The 12,437-nt window shown below is 59.7% G+C and carries 9 protein-coding genes and 1 other RNA gene; 6 read left to right on the forward strand and 4 right to left on the reverse strand.

From position 1 onward, the window contains the following. Window positions 1-119 precede the first annotated feature (119 nt). The 5 genes from B9Z39_RS04080 to htpX all read left to right on the forward strand — a co-directional run bounded on the left by B9Z39_RS04080 (window position 120) and on the right by htpX (window position 5,418). Window positions 120-854: a LuxR family transcriptional regulator gene (locus tag B9Z39_RS04080; RefSeq protein ID WP_146183275.1), complete on the forward strand. Its 735-nt coding sequence runs from the start codon at window positions 120-122 to the stop codon at window positions 852-854. 105 nt (window positions 855-959) lie between these two features. Continuing rightward, window positions 960-2,561, forward strand: coding sequence for an indoleacetamide hydrolase (gene iaaH / locus B9Z39_RS04085; RefSeq protein WP_108300804.1), 1,602 nt, complete (start codon window positions 960-962; stop codon window positions 2,559-2,561). 85 nt (window positions 2,562-2,646) lie between these two features. Beyond that, window positions 2,647-3,678 (forward strand): dihydroorotase, encoded by a 1,032-nt coding sequence (gene pyrC, locus B9Z39_RS04090; protein ID WP_233248911.1) that lies wholly within the window; start codon window positions 2,647-2,649, stop codon window positions 3,676-3,678. Beyond that, the gene (locus B9Z39_RS04095; RefSeq protein ID WP_233248912.1) at window positions 3,663-4,463 is read left to right on the forward strand and encodes a DUF3025 domain-containing protein; all 801 of its coding nucleotides are present in this window, start codon (window positions 3,663-3,665) and stop codon (window positions 4,461-4,463) included. The genes pyrC and B9Z39_RS04095 overlap by 16 nt, the downstream gene beginning before the upstream one ends. 76 nt (window positions 4,464-4,539) lie before the next feature. Next, window positions 4,540-5,418 carry a protease HtpX gene (gene htpX / locus B9Z39_RS04100; protein ID WP_108300944.1) on the forward strand — a complete coding sequence of 293 codons (879 nt, stop codon included), beginning with the start codon at window positions 4,540-4,542 and terminating at the stop codon, window positions 5,416-5,418. 10 nt (window positions 5,419-5,428) lie between these two features. Here htpX and B9Z39_RS04105 read toward each other — a convergent pair whose 3' ends face one another. The 3 genes from B9Z39_RS04105 to B9Z39_RS04115 all read right to left on the reverse strand — a co-directional run bounded on the left by B9Z39_RS04105 (window position 5,429) and on the right by B9Z39_RS04115 (window position 10,245). Next, a complete protein-coding gene (locus B9Z39_RS04105) occupies window positions 5,429-7,306 on the reverse strand; it encodes a radical SAM protein (RefSeq protein ID WP_233248919.1) in 1,878 nt (625 codons plus the stop codon). A 111-nt stretch (window positions 7,307-7,417) separates the two neighbouring features. Continuing rightward, window positions 7,418-8,332: a cysteine synthase A gene (cysK, locus tag B9Z39_RS04110; RefSeq protein WP_108300807.1), complete on the reverse strand. Its 915-nt coding sequence runs from the start codon at window positions 8,330-8,332 to the stop codon at window positions 7,418-7,420. Between the two features lie 68 nt (window positions 8,333-8,400). Then, entirely contained in the window at window positions 8,401-10,245 is a 1,845-nt protein-coding gene (locus tag B9Z39_RS04115) for an NAD(P)/FAD-dependent oxidoreductase (protein ID WP_108300808.1), read from the reverse strand. Window positions 10,246-10,317: 72 nt separating this feature from the next. Here B9Z39_RS04115 and rnpB point away from each other — a divergent pair. Further along, an RNA gene (gene rnpB, locus B9Z39_RS04120) (RNase P RNA component class A) lies at window positions 10,318-10,661 on the forward strand. A gap of 2 nt (window positions 10,662-10,663) precedes the next feature. Here the strand turns inward: rnpB and B9Z39_RS04125 are convergent. Beyond that, entirely contained in the window at window positions 10,664-12,328 is a 1,665-nt protein-coding gene (locus B9Z39_RS04125) for an MBL fold metallo-hydrolase (protein WP_108300809.1), read from the reverse strand. Window positions 12,329-12,437 lie beyond the last annotated feature (109 nt).

The raw sequence follows: 12,437 nt of genomic DNA on the forward strand, positions 1-12,437 counted from the left end.
GAAAGGGGCCCCCCTCCTCTAAACGAAGGATGGGAAAACACGATGGGCGCAGGCGTCCTGACAGGATGTAATCTCTCAATGAGCACAACCATTACATCTTGCGACCTAGGGGCTGTCACGTGTATTTGACCAGTAAACAAATGGGCCTGCTAGCCAAAATCATGCAGGCTTTTGTAGAGTCAGATCACGAATATGAGATCCGTGAGATTGTGGGCGATCTGCTCATGGAGTTGTTGCAGGCGCAGTTTTATGCCAGCTTTGTCTGGCAGTCCGAAAGTGACTCGTTTGGTCAGTCGGTGCAAATTAATATGGACCCTGCCAACATCAGCCGCTATGAAAGCTATTTTCAATTCAACGATCCGATCACCCCTTTGATGAAGCGTTTCCAAGTAGCGGTTCGGGCAACCGACGTACTTCAGCACGAAGCGTTGAAAAAAACAGAGTTCTTCAATGACTTTTTGTACAAAGATGGCCTGTACTGGGGGGTGAATTTATATGCGTGGCACCAAGGGCAAAACTTGGGCGACATGCGTATCTGGCGCGATCGCAGGAGAGAGAATTTTTCTGAAGACGATTTGCGTATGTTGGACATGATCCAGCCAGCCTTCATCAGTGCGTTGGCCAGGGCCCGCAATCATCACAGCGCCAAGACCACGGCAACACAATCGCTCATCATCAAACTCAGTCCCAGGGAACAAGAGGCAGCGCAATTGGTCGCGCAAGGTTTGTCGGACAAAGAGATTGCCCGTCGTTTGAATATTTCGGCAACCACTGTGAGAACGCATTTGGAGCATGCTTTCAGAAAAACAGGGGCCAACAACCGTGCCAGTTTGACCCACAAGATTTTGAATTGAGTTGATTTCGTCCTCCCTTGTTTAAGGGATACCGTCAGTTGTCCCGTCTTCTTACGATGAATCACGCACAAAACCTTGTGCGGGAATTCATTCAGGAGACAAGACATGAACCCTTCCCTCTCGCGTCGGAACTTTTTCAAAACATCTGGCGTTGTTTCGACCTCAGCGTTGCTCGGTAGTACCTCCTTGGTCGGCTGCGGCAGTGGTTCTACCGCAGACCTTTCTACAGCCGAGCAAATTGCATTGACCGCGACACAAGCCGTGGCTGCCTTGAAGTCCGGGCGTCTGAGCGCTACCTCGTATGTGACGACATTGATCGCCCGTGCCAAAACAGTGTCTGATCTGAACGCGATGATCACACTCGACGAAGTCGGTGCCTTGGCAGCCGCCAAACAATTTGATGTTGATCGCGCTGCAGGCAAGACACTCGGTGCCTTGGCCGGTTTGCCCATCGTCGTGAAAGACAACATCAATACCAAAGGAATGAAAACCACGGGTGGTACGTATTCGCTGCGCAACTTTCAACCTTCGAGCAATGCACCTTCGTTGCAAAAACTGATTGATGCGGGTGCTATCGTGTTGGGCAAGACGAATTTGCATGAATGGGCTTTTGGCATCACAAGTACCAACTTCACGCTGGGTATCGACCCCATCAGCAAATACGCGACGCGTCCTTGTAAAAATCCTTATGACACCAGTCGCATTCCGGGTGGCTCTTCTGGCGGTACGGCGGTGGCTTTGGCCGCGCGGTTTGCACCCGCAGGTTTGGGCACCGACACGGGTGGCTCAACACGTGTGCCTGCATCTTTCTGCGGCGTGGCAGGTTTCCGTCCATCCGTGGGAGATGGTGTGGGACAAGGTCGCCGTTATGTGGACACCAATGCCGTCTTGCCGATCAGCACCACACGCGACACGATTGGCCCCATGGCCCGCACGGTGGCCGATCTGGCGCTGCTGGATGCTGTCATTTATGACTCCGTAACGCCCACAGCCAGATCGCTCAAAGGCCTGAAGATCGGCATTCCCTCCAGTTTCTGGGCCGAGTTGGACGACAGTGTGGCCACTGTGGCCACGGTAGCGAAACAAAAATTGGCTGACGCAGGCGTGGTGTTTGTGGAGGCAGACTTGGACGGGGTCATGACATTGAATGGCGATATTTCATTCCAGATTGCATTGCATGAGCCGGTAGCCGCTATTCCGGCCTACCTTGTGGCCAACGGTGCTCCTGTCACCACCGTCCAAGCGGTCAGCGATCAAGTGGCCAGTCCCGATGTCCAGGGTGCTTTTTCTGCCATATTGGGCGATGTGTATGGCAGCGCTTATGCGGAGGTCATCGCCACCAAACGTCCTGCACTGCAAAAGTTGTATGCGGATTACTTCACAAACAATGGCGTGGAGGCGGTCCTGTTTCCCACCACGATTTTGCCGGCCCCCGGTATCGACGTGGTCAATGGTTCCAGCACACTGAGCTACACCGTAAATGACGTGACGCAAACAGGCAAAAACACGTTTTCTACTTGTATTCGCAACACCGATCCTTGCACCAATGCAGGCATTCCCAGTGTGTCCATACCCGCAGGACTCACCACCAGCGGCTTGCCCGTGGGTATGCAAATCGATGGCCCCTTGGGCTCAGATGCCAACTTACTGTCCATCGCCATGGGTATGGAGGAGGTCTGGGGTTCGCTCACTGCGCCCACCATCTGACGAAGAGGGTTCAGCCCCTGCGCGCAGCGGGCTGAGCGACACAGGCCCGAGCCGAACAAAAACAAGTTCGAAGACAATGGCGGGCATGACGCAAGAACTCACCATCACCCGCCCTGACGATTGGCACCTGCATGTGCGCGACGGCGCCGCTTTGAACACCGTGGTGCCTCATACCGCTGCCGAATTTGGTCGGGCCATCATCATGCCCAACCTCAAGCCACCGGTCACCACCGCGGCCCAAGCCTTGGCCTACAAACAACGCATCCTGGCTGCTGTCCCTCAAGGGGTGAGTTTTGAGCCCTTGATGACGCTCTACCTCACCGACAACCTGCCTGCCGACGAAATCGCTCGCGCCAAAGACGCTGGTGTGGTGGCCGTCAAGCTCTACCCCGCAGGTGCCACCACCAACAGCGATGCCGGTGTGACCGATCTGCGCAAGACCTACAAGACCTTGGAGACCATGCAACAAGCAGGCATGTTGCTGCTGGTGCATGGCGAGGTGACGTCCAGCGACATTGACTTGTTTGACCGCGAAGCGGTGTTCATCGACACCCAGCTCATCCCGCTGCGCCGCGACTTTCCTGAACTGAAAATTGTGTTCGAGCACATCACCACCCGCGAAGCGGCGCAGTATGTGGCGCAAAGTGATGCCTTCACAGCAGCCACCATCACCGCGCACCACTTGCTCTACAACCGCAACGCCATCTTCACGGGTGGCATTCGCCCGCACTTTTACTGCTTGCCCGTGTTGAAGCGCGAGGTGCACCGCCAAGCCTTGGTGCAAGCCGCCACCAGTGGCTCGCCCAAGTTCTTCTTGGGTACCGACAGCGCGCCCCACCCAGCCCACCTCAAGGAACACGCCACCGGTTGCGCCGGTTGCTACACCGCGCATGCGGCCATGCCCTTGTATGCCGAGGCGTTTGACAACGCAGGCGCGTTAGACAAACTCGAAGGCTTTGCCAGCTTTCATGGTGCCGACTTTTACGGTTTGCCGCGCAACAACGGCACGCTGACCCTGCGTCGAGAAAGCTGGACACCGCCGGAGAGCTTTGCGTTTGGCGATGCCGAACTCAAGCCTCTGCGCTCTGGTGAGTCGCTGCCTTGGCGCGTGGTCTAACACCTGCGCCCAGCACCTTTGCAGGCGCTGTGCTGGCCGACATCGATTGGGCGCAACCCTGGTTTGCGCCTTGGCAACACCCTGGTGAACAAGTAGCCCAAGACGCGCTGCGCTTGCACAGCGTGGCGCAAGCCCTCAATCACATCACGCGCGACGTCCAGTTCGTCGCACAGTCCGAACTGCCCGCCACCCAAGCCTACGAAGACTTCATCTTCCAGCAAGGCCGTGTCCCCACGCGCGACGGCTTGCACGACTTTTTCAATGGGCTTTGCTGGCATCGTTTCCCTCAGACCAAGCGGCGGCTTAACCTGTTGCAAGCGGCTGAGATTGCGCGCCAAGGCGTGGGCGCCACACGAGGCCCTGTGCGCGATGCCTTGACCTTGTTCGACGAAAACGCCGTCTTGCTGCAACTGCCCGATGCACTCTGGCAGGCCTTGCAAGCGCGCGACTGGCGCAGCTTGTTGGTAGACCAACGCGCCCAATGGCAACACGTGCACATCGTGCTGTTTGGCCATGCTTTGTTGGAGAAATTGGTCACACCTTATGCCTCCATCACCGGCCATGTGTACCGCATTGCAGCCGGCGTGGACGCCCGCCACGATGCCGCACTGGACGCCTGGCTGAGCACCGATTTACAGCCCGAGAAACTGGCCACCAAACCGTTTGAGCCTTTGCCCGTGCTCGGTGTGCCAGGCTGGTGGTCGGCCAACGAAGCGCCCAGCTTTTACGACAACGCCCAAGTGTTTCGTCCTAAAAACCGTGGGGCTATCGCGTCACATTCTTGAATTTGAGAAGCTTGCCCCTACTATGGAGGTTCAGCGCGCAATGTCGCACGCTGTCAATGCACAAGGAACGTCACGCATGAAACGCATTCTTCTGTTCGTCCTCACCAACCTCGCCGTCATGGTGGTGCTGGGGGTCGTCGCCAGTTTGCTGGGTGTCAACCGCTACCTCACCGCCAATGGTCTGAACCTGTCGGCCTTGATGGGGTTCTCGTTGGTCATGGGCTTTGGCGGCGCCATCATCTCGCTCTTGATGAGCAAGTGGATGGCCAAAATGTCCACGGGTGCCGAAGTCATCACCCAACCCCGTAATCAAGATGAAGCCTGGATCTTGGACACCGTGCGCCGCTTGTCCGAACGTGCTGGCATTGCCATGCCTGAAGTGGCCATTTACGACGGTGAGCCCAACGCCTTTGCCACCGGTGCGTTCAAAAACTCAGCCCTGGTGGCGGTGTCCACTGGCTTGCTGCAAGGCATGACACGCGAAGAGGTTGAAGCGGTGTTGGGCCACGAAATTGCGCACATCGCCAACGGCGACATGGTCACGCTCACCCTCATCCAAGGTGTGCTCAACACCTTTGTGGTGTTCTTGAGCCGTGTGGTGGGCTATTTTGTGGACGGCATGTTGCGCAAGAACGATGAGCAATCCAGTGGTCCTGGTATCGGCTACTACGTGACCAGCTTTGTGCTCGACATCGTGCTGGGCTTTGTGGCCAGCATGATCGTGGCCTGGTTCAGCCGCCAACGTGAGTTCCGTGCCGATGCGGGCTCTGCCCACTTGCTCGGTCGCAAGCAACCCATGATCAACGCCCTAGGTCGTTTGGGTCAGATGCAAGCCGGTGTGCTGCCCAGCAGTGTGTCGGCCATGGGCATCACCGGCGATTTGGGCAAGTTGTTTGCCACCCATCCGCCGCTGGAAGAACGCATTGCGGTGTTGCAAGCCACGCAAGACCAATAAGCACAATGGCTCAGTAGCCCAGTGCCTTTTCAATCGCCTGCCGCTTGACGGTGGGCTTGGGGCACTGGCCTTTGGGCAATTCAAACCAACTGCGCACATCGTTCTCTAGGCCGATGCCATGCATGAAGTTGTAAATGGCCTTCTTCAAACCGCGGCCCAGCAGGTCGTGGTCGGTGCCGGTGGGGTCGACAAAGCCAATGTCGTTCTCACCAAATGTCACTGGCGGGTTGGGCACCAGCGTGATGCCATAGGCCGCCGGGTCTTTTCCCACGGGTGAGTGCACCGTGCAGGCAAAGCGGTGAAAGAACCCGCTTTGAATACACCCGTTTTCAAACAACTGGCGCACATACTCCAACGCATCCACCGTGTCTTGCAGGGTCTGGGTCGGAAAGCCGTACATCAGGTAGGCGTGTACCAAAATACCCGCCTCTGAAAAGCCCTTGGTCACGCGTGCCACTTGGTCCACCGAGACGCCTTTTTTCATCAAGGCCAGCAAGCGGTCGGAGGCGACTTCCAAGCCACCCGACAGGGCAATGCAGCCACTCTCGGCCAACAACTCAGCCAACTCGGGCGTGAAGGTTTTCTCGAATCGGATGTTGCCCCACCACGAGATGCGCAACTCGCGCCGCAAAATTTCTTCGGCCATGGCTTTCAAGGCTTTGGGCGGTGCGGCTTCGTCCACCAAGTGAAAACCGGTTTGTCCGGTCTCGGCCACGATGGCCTCGATGCGGTCGACCAAGGTGTTGGCAGACGCGACGTCGTAGCGTGAGATGTAGTCCAAGCTCACGTCGCAAAAGCTGCATTTCTTCCAGTAGCAGCCGTGGGCCACGGTGAGCTTGTTCCAGCGTCCATCGCTCCACAGCCGGTGCATGGGGTTGAGCATGTCCAGCAGCGACAGGTAGCGCTCAATCGGCAGACCGTCCCAGGTGGGCGTGCCCACGTCTTCAAACGCCACATCGGGCTCTGCCCAGTTCACGTAGCGCACTTGCGTGCTGTCTGCATCGCGCACAAAGGTGCGCACCAGGCGCTGCGCGCTGCGCTGGCCTTGCAGGTGGGCCAGCAATGCCAGCAAGGGGCGCTCGCCCGCGTCCAGCGTGATGAAGTCTACGTAGTCAAACAAGCGTGGCTCAGACAAGCCGCGCAGCTCGGTGTTGACAAAGCCGCCGCCCATGGCGATCACGGTGTGTGGGTGGTGCGCTTTGATGGTTTGCGCGATGCGCAGCGCGGCATACACCGCCCCGGGAAACGGCACCGACAGCAACACCAGTTGCGGTTGATGTTGCGCCATGCTTTGCAAGGTCAAGTTTTGCAGTGCCTCGTCCACCAGTGTGGGAGCCTGTGCCAAGGCTTGGGCCAAGGGCTCAAAGCTGGCTTGGCTGCTGGCCAGCGATTCGGCGTAACGCACAAACTCAAACCGTGGGTCTACGGCATCGCGCAACACATCGGCCAAGTCGTTGAGGTACAGGGTGGCCAAATGGCGTGCGCGGTCTTGCTGGCCCAAGGCACCAAAGGCCCAGGCCAGCGAATCGCCGCCTTCGCCTTCCACGTCATACGCGTCTAGCGCGGCAAAGCGCGGGCCTTCAGGCAACAGACCCCGCCCGGCAATGCGGTGACTCAGCGAGGCATCGCGCCCTTGCAAAAAAGCAATCGTGGGCGCAATGGTGTGGTGGTAACGGGCGAAGTGGTCGAGGAAAAAATTCACGCAGGCGCTGCGCGCCTCTACAGCCAAGCCCAAGGCACGTTCGCGCACCTGCAGCAGGCCTTCGGGTGTGAACAAGGCCAGCACCAGCTTCAAGGCTAAGTCGTCTTGTACCGCATCCACCCCTTGCCCACGCAAAAAACCCGTCAAGTACGCGGTGGACGGGTAGGGGGTGTTGAGCTGCGTCATCGGTGGGATGAGGCTCAACACGCGCAATGCGCGTGGGGCTTGGGGGCTGTTGTTCAAGGCAGAAGTGCTCGGTGCGGGGCCGTGGCCTTTGGCCTCGCCCATGGGTTGTGCTCAGACAGGCAAGTAGCTTTCCACCGACAGGTAGCGTTCACCCGTGTCGTAGTTGAAACCCAACACAGTGGCACCGGCAGGCAGTTCGGGCAATTTTTGGGCAATGGCCGCCAATGTGGCGCCCGACGAAATGCCCACCAGCAAGCCTTCTTCACGGGCGCTGCGGCGGCCATATTCGCGGGCGGCTTCGGCGTCCACCTGAATCACGCCATCGAGCACAGCGGTGTCCAAGTTCTTTGGAATGAAGCCCGCGCCAATGCCTTGGATCGGGTGCGGTGCAGGCTGTCCACCCGAGATGACGGGCGAAGCCGCAGGTTCGACCGCGAACACTTTCAGCGCGGGCCATTTGGCTTTGAGCACGCGTGCCACCCCGGTGAGGTGACCGCCGGTACCCACGCCCGTGATGAGTGCGTCCAGGTGTGAAAAGTCAGCCAAGATTTCTTGCGCCGTGGTACGCACGTGCACGTCGATGTTGGCGGGGTTTTCAAACTGCTGTGGAATCCAGGCGCCAGGCGTGGCCGCGGCCAGTTCTTGGGCGCGGGCAATGGCACCCTTCATGCCTTTTTCGCGCGGCGTCAAATCAAAGCTGGCGCCATAGGCCAGCATCAGGCGACGGCGCTCAATCGACATGCTGTCGGGCATGACCAGCACGAGCTTGTAGCCCTTGACCGCAGCCACCATGGCCAGACCCACACCGGTGTTGCCAGAAGTGGGTTCGATGATGGTGCCACCGGGCTTCAAAGCGCCCGACTTTTCTGCATCTTCGACCATCGCCAAAGCGATGCGGTCTTTGATGGAGCCACCGGGGTTGGTGCGCTCGGACTTGATCCATACCTGGTGGTTGTTGCCAAACAGGCGCTGCATGCGGATGTGGGGCGTGTGGCCGATGGTGTCGAGAACGGTGTTGGCTTTCATGCGGGTCTCCTTGTGGTGTGTCTGTGGGTGATGTGGGGCAGATTGTGTCAGTGCCGGGCTTGTCGGCTTCAGTGCAGGGTCATCAACTGGCGCGCCAGGGCCTCGCCCACTTTGATGCCGTCCACCGCTGCCGACAAAATGCCGCCCGCGTAGCCAGCGCCTTCGCCAGCGGGATAGAGCCCCGCCATGTTGGGGCTTTGCAGCGAGTGTTCGTCGCGGGCCATGCGCAAGGGCGATGAGGTGCGGGTTTCAACCCCCGTCATCACCGCGTCGCGCATGTCAAAGCCTTTGATCTTTTGGCCAAACACGGGCAAGGCCTCGCGCATGGCGGCAATGGCGTAAGACGGCAAGGCACTGTCCAAACTCACCATCTTCACGCCCGGTTTGTACGACGGCTCGACCGTGCCCAAAGTGGTGGAGGCGCGGCCCGCTACAAAGTCGCCCACCAGCTGCGCGGGGGCTTCGTAGTTGCTGCCACCCAAGGTGTAGGCGTGCGACTCCAGCTGGCGCTGCAACACCATGCCGGCCAGCGGGTGAAAACCACCGGGTGCATCGCGGGTGTCGTGGCGCACGCTGTGCGGAATGTTGTGCCCCATGTCTTCGTCCAAGGCGGCTTCAAAGGCCGCCGGGTCGGTGGGGTAGTCGCGTGGGTCAATGCCCACCACGATGCCCGCGTTGGCATTGCGTTCGTTGCGTGAGTACTGGCTCATGCCGTTGGTCACCACGCGATGCGGCTCGCTGGTGGCTGCCACCACCGTGCCTCCTGGGCACATGCAAAAGCTGTACACCGCTCGACCATTGGCCGCGTGGTGGACCAACTTGTAGTCGGCTGCCCCCAACAGCGGGTGGCCTGCGTGTTGACCCCAGCGCGCGCGGTCAATCACGCTTTGTGGGTGTTCAATGCGCACGCCCACCGAAAACGGTTTGGCTTCCATCGACACGGCATGTCGGTGCAGCATGGTGAAGGTGTCGCGTGCGCTGTGGCCCAAGGCGATCACCACGTGGTGCGCATTCAGCGTGTGGGTCTCGCCACTGGCCAGATCGAACACCCGCAAGCCGCGCACTTGGCGTTGACGGGTTGCTGTGGCCATGTGCGGGGCAGGCGGTGCGTCCTCGTACAGCAGGTCCACCACGCGCTGTTCAAAGCGTACCTCGCCGCCTAAGCGGATGATTTCTTCGCGCAGGCCTTCCACCACCTTCACCAATTTGAAGGTGCCCACGTGCGGATGCGCGGCCCACAAAATTTCTTCGGGTGCGCCAAAGCGCACCAGCTCTTGCATCACCTTGCGGCCCAAGTGCCGAGGGTCTTTGATTTGGCTGTACAGCTTGCCGTCTGAGAAGGTGCCCGCCCCCCCTTCGCCAAACTGCACATTGCTTTCAGCCTTGAGCACATGCTTGCGCCACAAGCCCCAGGTGTCTTTGGTGCGTTGACGCACCGTGGTGCCGCGCTCGATCACGATGGGCTTGAAGCCCATTTGCGCCAACACCAACGCGGCAAACATGCCGCAAGGCCCAAAGCCCACCACCACCGGGCGTTCGCCCTCGGTGTGGCCCCAATCGCCAGGGGCGTGGGCTGGGGGCTGCCAAGTCATGGCCGGTGTGGGGTGAATGTGGGGGTGCTGCGCGTGCTGAGCCAGCAAGGCGGCCTCTTGCGCGGGGTCGGTCAGTGTGACGTCGACGATGTAGACCACCAGTAATTTTTTGCGCGCATCAAAGCTGCGCTTGAACACGTCCAGGGTGGCAATGGCAGACGGAGCCAGCCCCAAAGCTTGTGCCGCCATCTGGCGCAAGGTGTCTACGGGGTGGGGCACCGCATGGCGGTCAGCCTCGGTTTCTGCTGGCGCATTGGCAGCCCGGCGCTGGGGCAACGGCAGATCAGACAGGGGAAGTTTGAGTTCAGAGAGTCGAATCACAAGCGTGGGGCCCGTGGTGATCGGGCAAAGCGATGAGTGAGGCCATGATTATCGGCGGATAATCGCGCCCGTGAAGCTCACCAGGCCGTCGCCGGTGCAAGCCGCAAGGCCAACGCGCAAGCGTTGGGCAGAAATGCCGCACTGGAGGAACGTCCGGACTGCATAGGACAGCGCAGGAGGTAACACCTCTCCACCGTGAGGTGAGGATCAGAGCAACAGAGACGAGCCGCTTGAGTGCGGGTGAAACGGGCAATCTCTGCGCGCAGCAATACCAAGTAGGCCAACGTTGAGGCGGTCCGCTGAGTTGGCGGGTAGGTAGCACCGAGCCGAGTGGGTGACCCTCGGCCCAGATTAATGACGGTCACAGGGTGGGCAACCACCCTGCACAGAATCCGGCGTATCGGTGGGCTTCACACTTTTATCCCAGACTTCGAATCCGCTCCACATGCGCCAGCAACGAGCGCATAGCCACCGGCCACAAACGCGGTGGCACATCGTCGTAAGCCAGTTGCACCCAGTCGTCCATGCTGCCGTCGGGGTGCTTTTGCATCACGCCCAAAATTTTGGCTTCGCGCTTGAGACGGTGTGCTTTGAGGTGCGCAATGCAGGCGCGCGCGTCGTGCGGCTCACTCCACAAATTACCCAGCACGTAGCCGTGCGCTGGCAAGATGAATTCAATGTGGTCTTGCTCACACGCATCCAACAATTTGTCGAGTGACTGGAGGTAGTCGTTCATGTGGCCATCCGGTGGGTCAACCACGGTGGTGCTGCCGTTGAGCACATGGTCGCCGCTGAACAACAAGCCGTCTTCTTCTAGCACCAAACACAGGTGGTTGGCTGCATGTCCGGGGGTGTGCAGCACGCGCAAGGTGTGTGTGATGTGCGTGCCTTGGAGCACCAACAATTCGCCATCGTGGAGTTCGCGATCGGGGGTGAAGTGGCTGTGCGCGCGTGCTGTGGCTGCCGAGCTCAAGCCCAGCACGGGCGGGCGATGGCCATGTTGTGCGCACAAGGCTTGCAGTGGCGCAGCACCGGGCGAATGGTCGGGGTGCGAGTGGGTGCACACGATGAGTCGGATGTTGCCGCCAGCGGCACGCCACAAGCGATCCAGGTGCTCAAAATCAGCAGGGCCTGGGTCGATGGCGATGAACCCAGTGTCGGGGTCACCCACTAGGTAGCTGTTGGTGCCGGGGCCCGTCATCACGCCTGGGTTGGGGGCGGTGAGGCGTTGCACGTTTTTCAAAAGCAACACGGGCTGGTCGGTTTGCCAGTCGAGGTGGTGCACGATTTGGCCATCGGGGCAGGTCAAGGCCAGCTCGCCAAACGGAGGCTCGTGTTCCATGTGCCGAGATTCTTTACCTGCTATCCAGCCCGCGCGTGGGCAACTGGTGAACCACGGTTGCTCGTTGGCGCACGCGGCCAGCACGCTCTGGGCATCGGCAAAGTGCTGCAAGCGCTCCAAGGTGCGGATGGTGGGGAAGATGATGAAAAAGTCGCCTGCTGCATGGCGACTCAGCGCATCGGCTGGGCGCACCCATACCGGTTCAAACTGTTCTTTGTCATCGGCGACCGGGGTTTGGCCATCGGGCATGTGGGCTACCAAAAACGGCACGTCAAAGCGACGTGGCAAATCGCGATCGGTGACCCAATGCGCCAACAGATACACCTGGTCGGCGGCCAAGGTGAGGCCACGCTGTTGGCATTGCTGCGCAAAGTCGGCTGCCGAGGCATGGCGATTCAGGGCAGCGATGTCGCTGTCATCGGCCATGCGGCCATCGCCATGGCGTGCCAGCAAGATGCCCAGCTCTTCAAAGCTCTCGCGGATCGCGGCAATGGCTTGGGTCAGCTGGGTGTCGCTTTGCGTGGCGCGACGTGCAGCCAGCGCGTGGGCCTGTGCATCGGCAGGGTCGATGCCACCACCCGGGAACACATAGGCACCGGGCGCAAAGCTGGCGGTCATGGCACGGCGTGTCATGAGCACTTCCAGGCCTTGCGGCCCATTGCGCAGCAGTAACACGGTGGCGGCAGGGCGCAGAGGGGCTGGCTCGCGTTGGGTGTGGATGAGTTGGGTAGGTCTGACCATGGTGGGATTATGAAGAGTGAACGGTGCGTACTTTCCCCATCCGTAAAAGCCGCAGGCTTGAGGCACTGTCCGTGACGACAATTCTGGCTTTGACAACTCTCCCTCATTT

The sequence above is a fragment of the Limnohabitans sp. JirII-29 genome (assembly GCF_003063395.1).
GTDB lineage: Bacteria > Pseudomonadota > Gammaproteobacteria > Burkholderiales > Burkholderiaceae_C > Limnohabitans.

What these genes read in the sequence shown, in the direction of transcription:
- cysK (WP_108300807.1), bottom strand. Translation starts at nt 8,332, where the DNA reads ATGAAAGCCAACACCGTTCTCGACACCATCGGCCACACGCCCCACATC.
- iaaH (WP_108300804.1), top strand. Translation starts at nt 960, where the DNA reads ATGAACCCTTCCCTCTCGCGTCGGAACTTTTTCAAAACATCTGGCGTT.
- B9Z39_RS04125 (WP_108300809.1), bottom strand. Translation starts at nt 12,328, where the DNA reads ATGGTCAGACCTACCCAACTCATCCACACCCAACGCGAGCCAGCCCCT.
- B9Z39_RS04105 (WP_233248919.1), bottom strand. Translation starts at nt 7,306, where the DNA reads ATGACGCAGCTCAACACCCCCTACCCGTCCACCGCGTACTTGACGGGT.
- pyrC (WP_233248911.1), top strand. Translation starts at nt 2,647, where the DNA reads ATGACGCAAGAACTCACCATCACCCGCCCTGACGATTGGCACCTGCAT.
- htpX (WP_108300944.1), top strand. Translation starts at nt 4,540, where the DNA reads ATGAAACGCATTCTTCTGTTCGTCCTCACCAACCTCGCCGTCATGGTG.